The organism is Fibrobacter sp., assembly GCF_045131395.1.
Lineage (GTDB): Bacteria > Fibrobacterota > Fibrobacteria > Fibrobacterales > Fibrobacteraceae > Fibrobacter.
Genome location: NZ_JBGUQY010000040.1, coordinates 30,006 through 46,610 on the forward strand (window position 1 = coordinate 30,006; position 16,605 = coordinate 46,610).

A 16,605-nucleotide genomic window follows, 5' to 3' on the forward strand; every position below is an offset into this window, starting at 1 on the left:
AAACGTCTACACAACCAAATCAATTTTACAAAATAATAGTTTGCATCGATTGCCATTCTATCACCTGATTATATTGTCTTTCCAAATCACGATAATTTAGGAATGACACCCTTTTCTCTTTTTTCAGCACCGAAAAAGAAGTGTATTCCATCTTTTTCTCGTACTCGGCAAAGCGATTTTCATCTGCAACGATATACATCTTTGCATAAAAATCTCGCAAGTCATTGAATTTTTCCAAAGAGTTTTGAATATCTGTAGAATGTTCTATCTCAAAAAACGAGTCCGGCATTTCACGTTCATTAAACCATATCACATCTATGGTGGAACTTCTCGCAACAAAATGTTTGTAGGAATATTCAGGCAAACGACTTAACGTTCGTAAATCGCCTAGTTTTTCATTTACAAACAGCTTATTCTTATCTTGGTTTGGAGCAAATGTTTTAAAATCCTTTAGATTGCCAATAGTTAGTAAAAGACCTTGATAATAAGAATGGTTAAATTCTTTGATTTCCTGTGAGTTTTTGTTCTTTTCTGTTTCTACAAGAATTCCTTTTTCTTCTAGTTCCTTTTTAAAAGCTTTTAAAGCCCACAAACCAGGTTTGACTCGGTATATTCTATCATCTGTTTGAACAATTCGGCGAATAGAAGCAAATGGCGTTTTAGTTTTCCACTCACAGTCCTTTATTTTTAGAACTTCTTGATTCAACTGTCCAAGGGTCGCAACGCCACCAAGACTTTCCAGCGTCTGCTCCACCGCTTCATATTGCTTCATTCCAATAAACCTCTTTAAAATACAGATTATTAGCAAATCTGTCTCTAATTTTAATAACATTTTTATGATCAAGTTCTATCAAAATACAATTTCGCTTCAAATTTAAGGCAGCTTCACCAACGACACCACTTCCAGCAAAAGAGTCCAAAACAATTTCCCCCTGCAATGTTACAAATTTCAGGATTTGTTCGCATAAAGATAGGGGAAGTTCACTTTGGTGAATTTTGTCTTTTGAAGAAACAGGAGGTACGTCAAACATTGTCGGCAACATTCTCGTGGTTCCGCTCATAAATTGCTCAACACCTGTTTCTCTAGTCTTTTTCACATCAAATCTTAAGGGTCTAGCCTTCCCTTTTGAAAAAATCATGACGTCTTGACTATTTTTTGATTTACGCCCAGTATTGCTAACGAAACCACCTTTTTTCCAGGTGACCTTTGAATAATAAAGCAATCCGCACTCTTCGGCATATTTTTTTATTTGATAAAGATAATCAAAGTTATTTTCATTCTCTGCAGGAAGTATTTCAACAAGGAAACAACCGTCTTTTAAAACACGAGTTTTTTCCTTAAAATCATCTAACGTATATTTAAAACAATCATAGGTTGCAAAATTTCTATCGCCACCACGGTTTGATTTTTTGTCTAACCAAGGATGATCCGTCAAAATACAGTCTATTGATGAATCCTCTAGCATTGACAAATCACGACCATCACCTTCTATCAAAACACAGCTTTCATCCCCATCAATGGTTTTGTATAGACCTTTCCCAACACGTTCAAACTTTATTCCAAGATTGTCATATATTCTCGCACGAACAGTTTCTTTTGGTTTATCAAAATATTCTGAATAAGCATCCTTAAGCGAGAATTCGCCTTTCCTTTTGAAACAAGAATAGATATTATTTGCAAGAGATTTCATGATATAAAAATAGATATTTCAAATGTCATTATATGACATTTTATTTTATTTTATTTAATATCAATCAGATCAAAATACATCAGCCGAGTGTGTAATGGTTTTTCGCCAAGCAGTTTTATATTGACTCCAAGTGCCCGGGCTTCGTTATTTTCGGAACTATACAGAAATTTGAAGTAATTCTTCTGATAATAACGAACGACATCTGGTTTGTTGACCGCATCAACAATAATAAACCGGCAGCCGGTCTTGTTCTCATCGCTACGGAACCAAGCTTTAATAAAGTCCATTACTGCGGAGCCAAAACCCTGTTTTGCAAATTCAATATTCGTCCCCAAGCGACCAACCAAAACACCGGGATAACGACGAAGGTTTTTCTCGCCATTTTCGGTAACATACTCTATCTTCACCTTGTCTTCGGGAGCAAGTTGTTTAATACGAATCGAATCATTCGATATCGTAAATGCAGCAACAATAATTTCAGGATTATCCCTTAGCCGAAAGACATAAGTTTTGCCTAGAAGTTTTTCGCCATATAAACGGAAATCTTCTCTGAAAAATTCGTCAAGGTCTTCATTCCCGCATCTAAAGGGTTTGCAATTTTGCAACAATTCCGGAGAAAGCCGAGCAAAAGAGCATCGGTTCAAGAATTCGACAAGAGTCATGTCTAGAAACCCTGTTCGCGGAGGAAATTCCTAACGAGCAGGATTTTATCGCCAAAATCCTGTTTACGCTCGTTCTTTTCGGCATAATCGGCTTCCTTGAGAAAACGCTCTGCGTCTTCCCCCTGAAGTGTAGGTATGGATCTTATTGCCACTGCCATAATTTTAGTCCTCTTCTTAAAAATAAGTTTTGAAAGCTCAATTGTCAACATGGCGCTTTTGTTCACACCACAAAATAGCAATTGAAAATGGCAAAAAATGACAAAAATGAAGAAAAATCAACTTGAAAGGATTCCTTACAAATTTAGGAGTACAGCTGAATTACCGATATCTCCAAAGTCGCAAAATGCGACTTTGGACACAAAAATCTTGTAAAATCGGGAACCGGTCACAAATTGTGACTTGCTCACACATGCAACTTTTGCACATATGATTACGGGGACCTTCCAGTTGTCGTATATTTTGCGACAACTGGGATGGGCAGGCGGGGTAAATGGGGATCTTAAGAGCATTCCCCCTTCACACGAAAAAGCGGTCGTCAAGGAAAATTTGACAGTCATAATTTTTGTATATTACCACCAACAGGCAACGGTAGCGGAAATCCGACTACAAGCCATCAACGACTTAAAAAGCCGACTTTTTGTTATATCCCCAGTAAATTGGGCGTTTTTATATAGCAAAGGTCGGCTTTTTTGTTTTCTAGGAGTAAAAAATGAGGAAAAATATGCTATCAAGAGCACAATTTGTAAAGCAATCGCAAGAAATCGCAATCAAACACTTGCACATACCATCAACAAAATATATATTTAGGGGCATGAGCACCATTGCCAAAAACTTTCGCATAGACGCCGAACTGAACAACAAGGCAACCAAACTCCTTGAGGGTTTGGGGCTTTCCATGTCTCAGGCATTTTCTATGTTCTTACGACAAGTGGTGCTTCAACAAGGCCTCCCCTTTGAAGTGAAGTATCCAAAGCACTCTAGCGAACTTCTCGAAGCTATTGAAGAAGCGAAAAAGCTTGAAGCCGACCCGAAGGCAAAACGCTATAAGGATATGAACGAAATGTGGGCGGATCTTGACAAATGATTTACGAAGTTATCTGGACCAATCGTTTTAAAAAGAGCTACAAGCTTTGCAAAAAGCGCGGACTCCCGTTAGAAGAACTCAAATCCATTGTCGAGATACTCAGAACAGATCAAATTCTTGACGAGAAATATCACGACCACGAACTCTCTGGCGTTTTCGCAGGAACAAGAGAACTTCACATCCGTCCCAACTGGCTCTTGTGCTACAGAAAGAACCAAGGAATCCTGACACTCACCCTTGTGGATACAGGAACCCATTCCGATCTGTTTGGAAAATAGCCGTACACATTGACATCCCCCCAAATTTGACTATCTTTCCACATAGTTGTTTAGGGTATTGAGTATGAAAAACAGAAAGTCTTTATTTTCTGCAAAGGCGGCTGTTACCGCATGGAGTTTAGCAATGAGCCTCACCGGATTTGTCGCAGCAGAAACACCTATCGAAACGGTTCCCTGGAACGGTCACGTCGGGGCCGTGAGTTTCACTTTTGACGATGCGCTTGAAAATCAGGTACAGAACCTGAAGCCCATTCTTGACGAAATGCCTGACGTCCATGTCACGTTTTTCCTCACGAACATGGGGAACGGGCTCCAGAAAAATGCGGCTGGTTTTGCGGCACTTGCAAAGGCGGGGCACGAGATCGGGAACCACACCGATACACACGCCCACTTGAGCGGCATCAGCAGCAATAGCGAACTGGAAAAAGAAATCGTCACCTTCGCCGACAAAATCGAAAGTGTCATGGCCGAGAACGGCGCAACGGTCCGCGTTACATCGCTTGCCACGCCTTTCTGCGAAAACAACGACCAGGTCAGCGCCGTCATTGACACGCGCCACTTTATTAACCGCGACTGCGGCTGGCACGGGCGAAACGAGTGGGATGTAGAAGCGAAATGGATGAGCATTCAGGCCAAGGTTTGGACTCGCTCCGGCGCAACCGTAACCGAAATGCTCTCGTCGCTGGACACGGCTGCATTCATCGGCGACTTCGGCAACGCCAACCCTTGGGACGTCTCGGTAAAAGGCGGTTCTTGGCTGGTGGTATTGAACCACGGCGTAACCGACGATACCGGCGACGACTACTCCATCAACCCAGCGGACATCAAGAAGCTTTTCCAGCACGCCCTTGAAAACGACTTGTGGACAGCCCCCTTCGGCACCATTGGCGCTTACCACCGCGCACACTTCATTGTGGACAAGGCCGAGAAAACAGCAACTGAAAACGGCTACACGGTCAAGTGGGATGTTCCCAACGAACACATGCCCGAAAGCGTTCCGCTCCGCGTCAAAATCGACACCAAGTCCGTGGACGAAAAAGCGATCGTCGAGCAGGACGGCAAAATCCTAAAGCCTGAAAGCGACGGCACCTACATCATCGAATTTATGGCAAAGGTCCTCACCGTGCGCAAGCCCAAGGACGGCGAAGACAATCCCATCGCAATTCGAGCAACCTCGCAAATCAATCGCGATTATACGAAGTTCACGCTATTCGACATGAACGGCAACAACCTCGGTTCTGTGAACGGATTCGCAGTCCCCGAAAGATTCCCCAAAGGAGCCTATATCATTCGTGCCGAAGCAAAGGGACTCTCGCCGAAGATCGTGAAGGTTCAGTCTAAGTAACAACAGCTTCAGTATTCCAAATTGGACTAATTTCAAGAAAAGTCCACTAATGGAACAATTCGCCCCATACGGGAATTTTCGTTCCAAATTAAAGTTCATCAAAATGCAGTGACAACTTTTTGTCACTTTTTTCTTGTTGTTGACAGAGGTAATTTTATGAAAAACAAAGGGGTGTTTTATGAAATTACTGAAATCGACATTATTCGTTTGCGGCACCGCGCTTGCACTTTGCGCCTGTGGCGATTCCAGCAGCAACGCAACTACGGCAACCGAAGCTGAAAGCACCGTGGTAACTGACTCTACTACTGAAGGCAGCGAATCTACGCCTGTTTCGACTCCATCCACTCCGAGCACCCCGACAATTCCCCAAGAAGATTCTGAGCCCGAAGTTTCGGAACCTGTTGACGTTTCCGAAATTTCTGGCGACCCGGTCATCACTTTTGACAATAGCACGACCACCATCGAAAACGACAACGGCTGCGTTTCCGAAAAAGAAAAAGTGGTGACCATTTATTGCGCGGGCAACTACCAGCTTACCGGCAAATCAAGCGACAACCAGGTAATCGTAAACGCAGGCAGTACAGACAAAGTCTACCTGTACTTGAACGAGTTGCAACTCGCCAGCGCAACGGACGCTCCCCTTTACGTGCAAAACGCCGAAAAGGTTTTCTTGATGCTTGTTGACGGCACCAAGAATTCCCTTGAAGACGCCGCAACCCGCACACAGTCTTACGCCAAGGCAAACGGCACAAACGATACCACCAACGCAACCGTATACGCCAAAGACGACCTCACCATCAAAGGCAGCGGCGACTTGACCGTCATCGGAAACTACAACAACGGAATCCAGTGCAGCAATGACTTGCGCATCCGCGACCTGCCGGGAATCACCGTCACAGCAAAGAACCACGCCATCAAGGGCAAGGGCTCCGTCACCATCAAAGGCGGCTACTTCACCCTCACCGCCACAAACGGCGACGGCATCAAGAGCGACGAAGGCGAAGACGAAAACACCATCACCGAAAACAAGGGAATCGTTGTCATTACGGGTGGCGAATTCGAAATTAACGCCGGCGACGACGGCATCCAGGCTTTCAACTATATCTTTATCGCCGACTCGACATCGATTCCGCTCATCAACGTTACCAGCAAGGGCAAAGGCATCGTCACCGATAACCGCATTTACATCAACGGCGGCATTACCAACATCACCTCGGCTGACGACGGCTTACATTCCAACTTGAACATCTACATTAACGGCGGCCTCACCACGATTTCTGCTGGCGACGACGGCATTCACGCCGATTCCACCTTACGCATTGCTGATGGTTCCGTGAACATTACCAAGGCAGTCGAAGGCATCGAAGCATTCTACATTCGGGCCGAAGGCGGCATGACCGCAACGGTCGCAAGCGATGACGCATGGAATGCGGCCGGAGGCTCCGCAGACGCAAACTCTCAAAGCGGTTCCCAGTGGGGCGGCAGAGGCGGCCCCGGCGGCATGGCTAGCAGCTCCAAGGGCTACATTATCATCAGCGGTGGTTACCACTACCTTTACGCAGCAGGCAATGATATCGATGTACTTGACGCAAACGGTACAGCGACCATGAGCGGTGGCGTATTGCTCCTGGAAATTGGCACTAGCAACGGCGGCGGAATGATGTTTGCACCGGGCCAAGGCGGCAATCAGAGCAGCCAGGGCGGCAACAGCTCGGGATCTTGCTCCACCAACATGGCTGGCGGGCTCATCGACACCGATAGCGGATTCAGCATTACCGGCGGCGTACTGCTCGGATTCGGCAGCCGCACCGAAGAATACCCCAAGTGCAGCGCCACAAGCTACACGGCAGGCACCGCCTACGGCACAAGCAATGCAGCATTCAAGCCCAGCACAAGCGGCAGCATGATTGTCTACGGCGGAGATGTCGGCTCTGTTGCTCAGGTTGACGTGAGCGACATGACCGAAATTACGCTCCCCAACGGCATGACTTACTACGAGAAATAAACAAGGACCTCCTAATCCCATCCAAAAAACACCCCGGCCATAATTCTTATGGCCGGGGCTTTTTCAATTCTGTAAAAGATTACTTGACGTTAATCACGCGGTTCATGTTACCAATGCGCAGCACGTAGCGGCCGGCTCTCGGAGCGACCATGTTCAGCTGACCGTTAGCAGTTCCGCTTGCGATAATTTGGCCAAGCATGTTGCCCAGAGCATAACGAGTGTTCTTGGAAATTCCCGTTACAGAGATGTTCTTACCCCGCACCAGGACGCCGTAGCTAGACTTTGCAACCACAGGCGTAATGGACTGGGGACCAGGAATCACGACCGGAGTGTAACCGCTAACTTCTTCGACGCACTTCAAATCTTCGATCCAGAGGGAGGTATCGAACATGTCGTTCGTCACTACGAAACGGAATGCCGTTGCAGCGTCAAACACCGGCGTCGTGGGGATTCCCGCTTGCCACGAGTTGCTCACCATCCAGCCCAAGTCAATATTCACGGTTTCCCATTCCGGAGCATACGGCATTTCTACGAAGGGATAATCCCAAACGCCTTCACCGAAATAGTCTACGCTTGCGTTCCAGTCGTAGTAAAGGGTAAACTGGTGGTTAGCGCCCTTGTACTTGTAGCTCACCATCTTGCACTTGGTCAGATCAACGCTTGCATCGAAGGTGTATTCAGCGCGGATGTAGGGGGCATAATCAAAGCCCGTTCCCACGGTATCGAGCTTCATGTTATCCATCTTGACGGTAGTTTCGGTAGAATTGTCGGTAAAGGTGGAATTGCCCTTATCGCCCTGTTCGTCACCATAGTCGTCAATATCGCTTGTGGAGCTCCACTTGCCAGAGATTTCACTGGACTTGCCGTAAGTCACCAAGTTAGGAAGTTTGTCCGTAATTTCGGTTTCCCAGTTCAGTTTCTTTTCGTAAGTTGTCTTTGCAGGCAGAATGTTTGCCTTGATGTAATTGTCAACGTCGTTGTCTTCGAGGAAGGGCTTTTCTACATCCCACTTGGCGCAAGAAATTTTCTTTTCGGCGGTCCAAGCGAGGAACTTTTCAAGTTCCGCCTTGTAGCTTTCCTTGGTGAAGATTTCGTCGATGCCACCCCATTCAGTCACAAACACGCTGAGGCCTGCGGCCATTGCATCGTTGGAACTCTTCAGGTGACTTTCTGTCTTATGAAGGTTGGCATAGAAATGGTACGTGTAGGCCACGTTCTCGTCTGCAAGCGGGGCCTTTACTGCATCCCCCGCCATAGAAGACCACATGGGAGTACCGACCACCACCAAGTTTTTGGAATGCGGGCGGATTGCGGCAATCACCGTATCGGCATAGGACTTCAGGTCATTCCAAGATTCGCTGACAGGTTCATTGTAGATTTCAAAAATCACATGAGGATACTTGCCGTAACGTTCTGCCATGCGGCCAAAGAAATCGGCGGCGTCTTTTGCAGTAAAGCAAGTCTTGTTGTCGTTAAATTCATAGGCGGGCTTGACACCCTTATGAATACAATTGTAGTAGCCACCTTCACTGTGCCAGTCAATGAGCACATAGACGTCGTTTTCGATTGCGGACTGCACCACGGAATCCATCTGCGACTCAAAATATTCGGGGCGAGTCATATAACCACCATGTCCCCAAGGCGGGACAACGCCCATTGCAGAACGGACGAGCTCAACATTCCAGGAACCTACCAGCGTATCGATAAAGGTGCTGCCGTAAAAGCTGCTGCCATAGGGCCAATACTGGCTCCAAGTGAGGCTCATACCGCGCACTTGAACTTCTTTGCCGTCGGTCACGCCATCCACACTACCGTAAATGCGGCCTTCGCCTGCGGCATTTTTACCAGCCTGCAAAGCACCGTATTGGCTTACCGGGCCCACGCGCTTCGGCTGAATGGTCGCAAAGGCATTGGCGGCAAAAGTCACTGCACACAAAGCAGTCGCCATTGTAACTTTTAAAATATTCATTAAACATCCCTTTTATTTGTTGGTTAAAATTCCATGCCAAGGCTAGGCCAGGTACTTGGGGATATCCCGTCTAGTCTGATATTGTCAAGGAAAAGTTCACAGTCTGTATTGACCATAAAGTTCAAGGTGTTTACAGCAACGAGTTCCGTTCCAAAGTCATCGGCGGTAATGGTAAAGTGTTGCCAATCCTCGGACAGTTCGAGCGAAGCCGTTTCGTGATATTCACGCTCGCCTTCGGGGCTGCGCTTGGTAATTTGCAAGTAAATTCTACCACTGCCCTTGGCATCAAAAGAAATCGCCTTAGTCGCACGAAGATCGTAGAACGAGGGCATATCCTTTTCGTCAAAATCGTCACCGATGGCAAAGCCTGCCACGCCATAGTGGCCTTCTGTTTCTTCGTCAATGTCAAAAATCAAATGCAAACTGTGGCCATCCTTGGCGCTATCGCCGACAACAAGAATTCGGTCGTCGTCAAGGCCTCCGCTGACGCGGCTTCCGCCCCCTTGCAAGGAATCGGTGCATATAAACCACCAGCCTTGACCAAAGCTTTTCCCGATAAGGGTCCGGCGGCTCTCCCAGTTTTCAAAGTCTTCAATGACGGTAAACACGCTATCGCCAATATCGATGTTATTCGTGGCAGGTGTTTCTTCGGAACCCGTTTGCAGCTGGTAGGCAAATTTGCCAAAGTCACCATCTACAAAAGCATAATGCACGCCTTCAGGCACATTCTCGATGACAAAAACGCCATTTTCGTCGGTATGGGTCAACTTATCCAAAACGCGAACCGAAGCGCCCTGGACAAACCTGCCGCGGCTTGCGATGGACCCCTTAAGGGTTGCCGTCATCCCCGTTTTTACCACTTGGGTCTTGATGTTTTTCGCCGGAATCCAGCGCATGGCCGACAGAGAATCACCGAGACTAGCCTCTACAAGGAAGACGCGCTCGTCGATTTTTTCGACCCCGATTACGCCATCTTCGTTCAAGGTGTCGGCATCCACAATAGTCATTCCGTCATCATGCATTGTCCAGAATCGAGCGATGCCACGCGACAAAGGTTCGCCATTGGGCTTTGTGAAGGTGATTGCCACAACTTCTGTTTCGCCCGCTTCGCTCCCTGTTCCATTAGCGACTTCCGCATTATCGGAACAGCCTGCAAGAGCAGCAAATGCGGCTGCAAAAATGGGGAGAAATTTTCTGATGCAATTCATTACTTGGCCCCCTTGGTGCGAGGAACCAACTGGAAGCCCACATGACACACACGGTCGGGCTCACGATCTTCACGAGCAATCGCGAGAATCTTTTCGCGAAAAGAAGCGATTTCTGCACGAACCTTTTCAAAGCCCTCTTTAGAAAGACTGCACGTAACGCTGGTAATGCTCCGGTCATCGCTGGTAAAGTCGTCATAGACCTGGGCATTGATTTCCAGATTTTTCAAATGATACTTGCGAAGAATAGTCGACCGCACTCGGGGAGGGGTTGCCACAATAGGGTCTGCAACGCAATAAGTTCCGTCTTTCTGGATTACCACAAAACCAGCTTCGGTCAGGTAATCAATACCGCTCTGGACCTGCGGCGCACGCAAAACAGGCGTAAACATGCGGCCAATTTTCTCGGCCGAGACACCCGCAGGGAGCAACGGCAGCAAGTCACGCAGCACAGGATAGTACCATTTGGAGAAAAACTTGAGGGCACCATCTTGCAAGGCCAATTCCTTGTTGCGGCTTCTAGCCGAGAGCAATTTTTTCAGGAGAACTTCGCGGTGGTCAATATCCCGTTCATTGCCAAAATTCACCAAATCCACAAAATATTGGGATTCTTCGTCATTCATGGACCAGGCATTTGCAATGAGCTTGGCATTGGCAAGCGACAAGGGGCGACTTCTATCCAGAATTCTACTAAAGAACGCCGAGCCCGACACGCCTGCAGCCTCTTGCACAGAGCGTATCGAAAGACCCTTTTTCTGCAGCATTTCCAAAACGTCCTTGATGTATTCCCGATAATCGAAATACATAAAAACGCTTAATTCTATTTTTACAGACTTTTTGGAAACACCACTCATACCCGTAAATATACAATATTTAGCATAAAAGTCAATACACGTACAAATATAATTACACAGATATTGGAAACGCTCTTTTTTGCTAAAAAACGGTAAAATCCGCCCATTTTCACCCAGGTGTGGACAAAAATGTCAACAGATTCGTAAAAATTGAGCTTTCAACAGGTCAAACCGATATTTATTTATAAAGAAGAAATGTATTTTTGAATGCAGGTTTGCCCATGTTTGCAAGGAACAAGATAAACATCTACGACTATTCCGACTATCGCAAGTTCCTGTCGGATTTTTACGAATTGGAGAAGTCGCTAGACCCGACTTTCAGTTATCGCGTGTTCGCCGCTGCGATTAACATGGATGCAAGTCTTCTCCTCAAAATCTTGCAAGGCAAGCGGCACATCTCTTCAAAGGGAATAGAGCCCTTTATTCAATTCTTTCGGTTTAAAGAGGGAAAGTCTGAATACTTCCGCGAGATGATCGCCTACGCAAAGGCGAAAAACAACGCAGAAGTCCGCATGCATTTTGAATCGCTGCAAAGAATGCGCCCGTCAAATTGCCGCGAACTGGACGAGGCCCGCTATCGCTATTTTCAGCAATGGTATTACCCGATGATTCGTTCTGCGCTGGATGTGTTTGACTACCGCAGTCCAGAGCATGCCGCAGCACTCGGGGAATGTTGCATTCCGAAACTTACCGCAAGCCAAGTTGAAAACGCCGTAGAATCCCTATTACAACTCGGGCTCGCCCACCAGAGAAAGGACGGGCGTATTGTCCCGACGGATGCACATCTAAAAACACAGGAACATTGGCTGAGCGCCTCCATTAGCGAATACCAGAGGAGCATCGCCGAGCTGGCACACCGTTCGATTGCCGAAACCCCGAAGGAAAACCGTGACATCAGCACCCTCACCATGGCCCTAGATTCCTCGCAAATTCAAAAAATTCGCGATATTATCGCCGAAGCGCGAAAATCTATCGTAAACGTGGCAAACTCGATGCCCTCCCAGATTTGCGACAGCGTTTATCAACTAAATTTCCAGTTGTTCCCGATGATGAAGAAAAGAGATTGACGATGGTTCGTTTTTTTGCATTGATGATTTTCGCCGCCTTTTTCTGGGCATGTTCCGAATCGCATCCGGACAGCGCCGGGGCTACGAGCGAAACCACGAACGGGATTGCTATTACCGTGGTGGACGCTGACCGCATGCCGGTACCCCGTGCGCGCGTCACGCTTTACGCCAAGGGAACGCTTGCCGTGTTGGGGAGCGCTGAAGCGGATACAGCAGGCATCGCCCAGTTCGAATTGCACGCTGACACCCTCGCAAACGATGCGTTTGTCGAAGCCATCGCAGGCGAAGACTCCTCGCTAATGGCATGGACATCGTTTGACACGGCCCAGAGCGAAATTCCGCTCTACGCTTCGGCGAGCCTTACTGTGCGCACGGGTGCTGCGGAGGCTGACTACGCCGCTCTATTTGACTCGCTCGCACTCGATTCCACCCCCTACACCGCCTCACGCAGCGGGGGCGAATACACATTCGCCCATGTACCGGCAGGCATGTTCAACATTGTCGCAGGTGATTCCCTGTTTGCGACGGTCACGCTCAATACAGGCGCCACCGCAGACACATTGATCCACATCCCCGATGTCACACGCGAATTCGTATTCGAAGACTTCAACGACGGCGACAGCCTGAACAACCTTGCAAAAATCTATCCGAATTCCGGATGGAACTACACCCCCGTAGGCAACGCAAAGTTCATCGTCCCGGATTCCACCACCGGCTTTACCGGCGCGCTTGAAAAAGACAATCGCTTTGGCGGAAAATTCCTTTCCCTCAAATTCGATATATCCGACACCGGCTTCGTAATGATCAGCACTCACCTTGGGCTCGACACAGGTTACTACGACATGTCCCGCCTTACAGCAATCCGCATGAAGGTTCGCAGCGACTGCAATTTCTATGTGACGCTAGAACATTACAAGGAAGTAGAAAACAATGTGCATAGCAGGGCTCTATGGAAAGGGTTTGCTGACGAGAACTGGCACGAAATCGTATTCCGTCCTGGCGAAGAAACCTTACGAGATGACAGTTACCAGGTCCATTTCAGCGATATCGCGACCGAAATAGGAATCTTCTCCCTATACATCAAGAGCGGCACATTCCTTCAAATCGACGACATCGTATTTGAAGGTGTGGACAAAATTCAATAAAAAAATCCTCAAAAATTTGACGAAAATCCCGTATTTTATGCGGGGTGTAGACACATTTGTCCACAGTAAAAGAATTTATACAATTCAACTCATATTGTACAAACGTATATTTAAATCATCACATATAAATGGTGTTACTTAACACAGTGGGATTGGTGTGTGTTTGGTGAAAGGAGTGAAAAGATGAAAAAGAGCCTCTATTCGGTGCTTCTTTTTGGCTTATGTTCTGCGGTAGCTGCAGAGGTACCGCTCAACTTTGACACCGAGAACCGCGGCAAGGACTTAGGTGCCACCGCAGGCGAACTCAAGACAAACCAAAAACTTCCGAATCCGTTTGAATTTCACGATGGTTCGAAAGTCACCAAGTATGGCGACTGGAGCAAGCGTCGTAACGAAATCAAGGCGGATATCGAAAAATATGAAATCGGCGAAAAACCGATTCCCGCGGATGTGAGCGCAACGTATAGCGGAGGAACTCTTACTGTCACCGTCAAAGAAAACGGAAAGACTGCAACGATTACGTCCAAGTTCAGCATTCCTTCGGGTAACGGCCCGCACCCCATTATCATCGGCATGAACAGTGGCACGGGTTCGCTCTCTTCGAGCCTGTTCAGCGGCTTCGTGCAGGTTCCTTTCAGCCATGACCAAGTAGCCAAATACTCCATGAACGGTCAGAAGGACACGAACGTGGGTTTCTACAAGTTCTACGGCGACAAGAACCAAAACGGCGACTATTCCGCATGGTCATGGGGCGTTAGCCGCCTTATTGACGGTCTTGCCCAGATTGCCGACGAATACCACCTGGACATGAGCAAGATTGCGGTCACGGGTTGCTCCTACGCGGGCAAGATGGCCCTGTTTGCGGGGGCCTTCGACGAACGCGTGACGCTTACCATCGCCCAGGAATCGGGTGGCGGTGGCATCAACTCTTGGCGCACTTCCGCGGACTTCGCAAGCCGCGGCACGAACATCGAAAAGATTGACAACACGAACTACAGCTGGTTCATGCAGAGTCTGCAGCGTCAGGATCCGTACAAGCTCCCCCACGACCACCACGAACTCATCGCAATGATTGCCCCGCGCGCAGTAATCGCGCTCGGCAACCCCGGCTACGAATGGCTTGGCGATGAATCGGGCTACAAGTCCCTCATGGCCGCTACCGAAGTGTGGAAGGCCATGGGCATCGAGGACCGCATCGGTTTCGACTTTACCGGCAACCACGAGCACTGCCAGGCAGCCAGCAGCCAGAATCAGTCGGTCACGGCATTTGTCGACAAGTTCCTGCGCAACAAGGATGCCAATACGGACATCCACGTAAAGCCCTCGAACGGCAAGGGATTCAAGATTGACAACTATGGCGACTGGATCAATTGGGAAACTCCCACGCTCCCGTATGAAGAAACCAAGCCGGATTCCATAAAGCCAGACTCTTCCAAGGGAGATTCCTCAACAATCGCCTTGAAGATGGATCGTCTCGCCCCATCGATGAACATGTTTGTATCAAATGGTTTCTTGTATGTACAAGGTGCTCCCGAGGGTACGAAGGTTCGCTTATTCGACCTGCAAGGCAACCTCGTCCGTGAATTTGGCGAAAGAGGCGGAAATCTTGCGGGTATCCGCGCCGGCAAATTGACCGCGGTATTTGTCAGCAGTTGCGGGCAAAAGCTCAGTCACAAATCGTTCAGCTACACCGGACTCTAGAAATAGAATCGGAATAGCAAAGCAGCAAACCGCCTTAGCGCATATTCACTTTCAGCAGTTTGCTGCCGCTTTTAGCAATGTAAACGCCCTGGTGCAAACCTTGCAGCGAAAGTTCGGTCGAACCGCTACGGAGCATGTTGCCGTTTGTATCGAACAACTTGATGTTTCCGGTTGCGTAAAGCATAGTTCCTTCGCGGCGGAGATTGACGCTGCCAAAGGAACTTGTAGCGCCACCGTTTCGCACGGCTATCACTTCGGTTCCACCATCTACAAAATTTTCGATATGGGTAATTCCCGTATTCACGTAGTCGCCCAACCCGTAGGCTTTGCGCATAATGTTCAGCACTTCCATATCGAAAATGGAGCCATCGGGTTCTGATTGCCTGCGGATAATGGTCATGTTGTTTTCGCCTTCGTGACCCGTATCCCAAGCAATGGGCACCACCTTATTCTTCTTTGCGGAATTCATCAGGTAGTCATAATACTCAAGACGTCCCTTGCGGTGTTTTGTATACTTGTCACCCGTCAAGACGCCTACGCGGTCGTTGGCACCGAATTCACCGATAATCACCGGCACGCCCTTGTCCACAAAAGTCGTCTTCATTTTGCCAAACTGGTCATCCATACGGTCGCCGGTGCAGGGGTCACCCATGGCATTCGCCCAAGCGTTGTATCCGCAGTTGTACACCACATCGTCACCAGTCGCGAGATTGTCGCCCGTGCCCCAGTAATACTGCGGTTGCACAATGGCGCCCCAATCGGCAGGCTCGTTCATAAGCGTGTAAGTGTAGGGATCGTAGTAATGCACCTCCACCATCAAGCGGTTTTCAATCTTATCTTTCGGAAGCTTATCCACCGGCATGACTTCGCAGCTGCGGTCCACGCTGGTTGAAGGCCCTTGAATAATCAGCGTACGGCTTTCGTTATTGCCGCCCGTGGCACGCACCGCATCCACAAAAGTCTGGTGGTACGTCATCAGGATTTCAGTTTCGTGCTTGTAATTTTCGTCAGTAGTAGCGGGTTCATTCGCACTCGCAAAAAGTAAGTTCTCATTGTAATTCTTGAAGTGCGTCGCAATCTGCGTCCAGTACGATTTCTGCTTGGCATTCACCTCGTCTTTTTTGTCGTCACTGAGGTTCCCTTCGAGCCAACCGCCATCCCAGTGGATATTGAGAATCGTGACCAGCCCCGCGCGCATGCACATATCCACCACCGTCTGCACCGAGTCCATCCAACTCTGGTTTATGGCGCCGTCTTTTGCGTGGCTATCCCAAGCGCAGGGAATGCGAATGGTGCTGAACCCGGCCGCCTTCACCGAATCGATGTAAGCCTCCGTCGGGAACTTGTTGCCCCAACCGGTCGGATTGCCCGGAACCTCCATCGTGTTACCGATGTTGATGCCAAAGCCCATTTGATTGAACATTTCGGTAGCAGTCGGAAGCGTTTTAGCCCACGACGGCGAAACCAAAGACACGGAAGCGACCATTGCCGCAGTCCACAGGATGCGTCTTTTCATAACAACCCTTTAGCGCCTCTAACCTCAGAGGCACTTATTTAAACAACCTTGCCCTAAATATAATTCAAAAAGTTCGGCCCTCG

At 48.1% G+C, this 16,605-nt stretch carries 16 protein-coding genes; 8 read left to right on the plus strand and 8 right to left on the minus strand.

The genetic code is table 11. The annotated features are described in order from the left end of the window. Positions 1 to 25: 25 nt before the first annotated feature. The 4 genes from ACJMNB_RS10355 to ACJMNB_RS10370 are packed head-to-tail and all read right to left on the minus strand — an operon-like array spanning position 26 to position 2,511. On the minus strand, positions 26 to 772 hold the full coding sequence (locus tag ACJMNB_RS10355; RefSeq protein ID WP_405342148.1) for a hypothetical protein: 747 nt from the start codon (positions 770 to 772) through the stop codon (positions 26 to 28). After that, on the minus strand, positions 759 to 1,691 hold the full coding sequence (locus tag ACJMNB_RS10360) for a DNA-methyltransferase (protein WP_405342150.1): 933 nt from the start codon (positions 1,689 to 1,691) through the stop codon (positions 759 to 761). Before ACJMNB_RS10360 ends, ACJMNB_RS10355 begins: the two co-directional genes overlap by 14 nt. A gap of 50 nt (positions 1,692 to 1,741) precedes the next feature. After that, complete coding sequence (locus ACJMNB_RS10365) at positions 1,742 to 2,353, minus strand: hypothetical protein (protein WP_405342152.1); 612 nt, start codon at positions 2,351 to 2,353, stop codon at positions 1,742 to 1,744. 2 nt (positions 2,354 to 2,355) lie between these two features. Next, positions 2,356 to 2,511, minus strand: coding sequence for a hypothetical protein (locus ACJMNB_RS10370; protein WP_405342154.1), 156 nt, complete (start codon positions 2,509 to 2,511; stop codon positions 2,356 to 2,358). Between the two features lie 268 nt (positions 2,512 to 2,779). Here ACJMNB_RS10370 and ACJMNB_RS10375 point away from each other — a divergent pair, with 268 nt between their 5' ends. The 5 genes from ACJMNB_RS10375 to ACJMNB_RS10395 all read left to right on the plus strand — a co-directional run bounded on the left by ACJMNB_RS10375 (position 2,780) and on the right by ACJMNB_RS10395 (position 7,065). Continuing rightward, on the plus strand, positions 2,780 to 3,160 hold the full coding sequence (locus ACJMNB_RS10375; RefSeq protein ID WP_405342156.1) for a hypothetical protein: 381 nt from the start codon (positions 2,780 to 2,782) through the stop codon (positions 3,158 to 3,160). A gap of 4 nt (positions 3,161 to 3,164) precedes the next feature. Beyond that, positions 3,165 to 3,437 (plus strand): type II toxin-antitoxin system RelB/DinJ family antitoxin, encoded by a 273-nt coding sequence (locus ACJMNB_RS10380; RefSeq protein ID WP_405342158.1) that lies wholly within the window; start codon positions 3,165 to 3,167, stop codon positions 3,435 to 3,437. Then, positions 3,437 to 3,715 (plus strand): type II toxin-antitoxin system YafQ family toxin, encoded by a 279-nt coding sequence (locus ACJMNB_RS10385; RefSeq protein WP_405342225.1) that lies wholly within the window; start codon positions 3,437 to 3,439, stop codon positions 3,713 to 3,715. The genes ACJMNB_RS10380 and ACJMNB_RS10385 overlap by 1 nt, the downstream gene beginning before the upstream one ends. 64 nt (positions 3,716 to 3,779) lie before the next feature. After that, positions 3,780 to 5,060 carry a polysaccharide deacetylase family protein gene (locus ACJMNB_RS10390; protein WP_405342160.1) on the plus strand — a complete coding sequence of 427 codons (1,281 nt, stop codon included), beginning with the start codon at positions 3,780 to 3,782 and terminating at the stop codon, positions 5,058 to 5,060. 178 nt (positions 5,061 to 5,238) lie between these two features. Next, complete coding sequence (locus tag ACJMNB_RS10395; RefSeq protein WP_405342162.1) at positions 5,239 to 7,065, plus strand: carbohydrate-binding domain-containing protein; 1,827 nt, start codon at positions 5,239 to 5,241, stop codon at positions 7,063 to 7,065. Between the two features lie 79 nt (positions 7,066 to 7,144). Here the strand turns inward: ACJMNB_RS10395 and ACJMNB_RS10400 are convergent, their stop codons facing one another. Genes ACJMNB_RS10400 through ACJMNB_RS10410 form a run of 3 tightly spaced genes read right to left on the minus strand, consistent with a single transcriptional unit; the run spans position 7,145 to position 11,093 of the window. Next, positions 7,145 to 9,013 (minus strand): glycoside hydrolase family 5 protein, encoded by a 1,869-nt coding sequence (locus ACJMNB_RS10400; protein WP_405342164.1) that lies wholly within the window; start codon positions 9,011 to 9,013, stop codon positions 7,145 to 7,147. 44 nt (positions 9,014 to 9,057) lie between these two features. After that, positions 9,058 to 10,242: a carboxypeptidase regulatory-like domain-containing protein gene (locus ACJMNB_RS10405; protein WP_405342166.1), complete on the minus strand. Its 1,185-nt coding sequence runs from the start codon at positions 10,240 to 10,242 to the stop codon at positions 9,058 to 9,060. Further along, positions 10,242 to 11,093, minus strand: a complete 852-nt coding sequence (locus tag ACJMNB_RS10410; protein WP_405342168.1) for a TIGR02147 family protein — start codon at positions 11,091 to 11,093, stop codon at positions 10,242 to 10,244. The genes ACJMNB_RS10405 and ACJMNB_RS10410 overlap by 1 nt, the downstream gene beginning before the upstream one ends. Before the next feature lie 221 nt (positions 11,094 to 11,314). On the opposite strand from ACJMNB_RS10410, the gene ACJMNB_RS10415 reads away from it, so the two are divergent. From ACJMNB_RS10415 to ACJMNB_RS10425, 3 genes are all read left to right on the plus strand, one after another. Then, entirely contained in the window at positions 11,315 to 12,160 is an 846-nt protein-coding gene (locus ACJMNB_RS10415) for a TIGR02147 family protein (RefSeq protein ID WP_405342170.1), read from the plus strand. A 2-nt stretch (positions 12,161 to 12,162) separates the two neighbouring features. Next, positions 12,163 to 13,305 (plus strand): hypothetical protein, encoded by a 1,143-nt coding sequence (locus ACJMNB_RS10420; protein ID WP_405342172.1) that lies wholly within the window; start codon positions 12,163 to 12,165, stop codon positions 13,303 to 13,305. A 183-nt stretch (positions 13,306 to 13,488) separates the two neighbouring features. After that, a complete protein-coding gene (locus ACJMNB_RS10425; protein ID WP_405342174.1) occupies positions 13,489 to 15,006 on the plus strand; it encodes a hypothetical protein in 1,518 nt (505 codons plus the stop codon). A gap of 34 nt (positions 15,007 to 15,040) precedes the next feature. On the opposite strand, the gene ACJMNB_RS10430 is transcribed toward ACJMNB_RS10425, so the two are convergent. Beyond that, on the minus strand, positions 15,041 to 16,522 hold the full coding sequence (locus ACJMNB_RS10430; RefSeq protein WP_405342176.1) for a glycoside hydrolase family 5 protein: 1,482 nt from the start codon (positions 16,520 to 16,522) through the stop codon (positions 15,041 to 15,043). Positions 16,523 to 16,605: the final 83 nt, after the last annotated feature.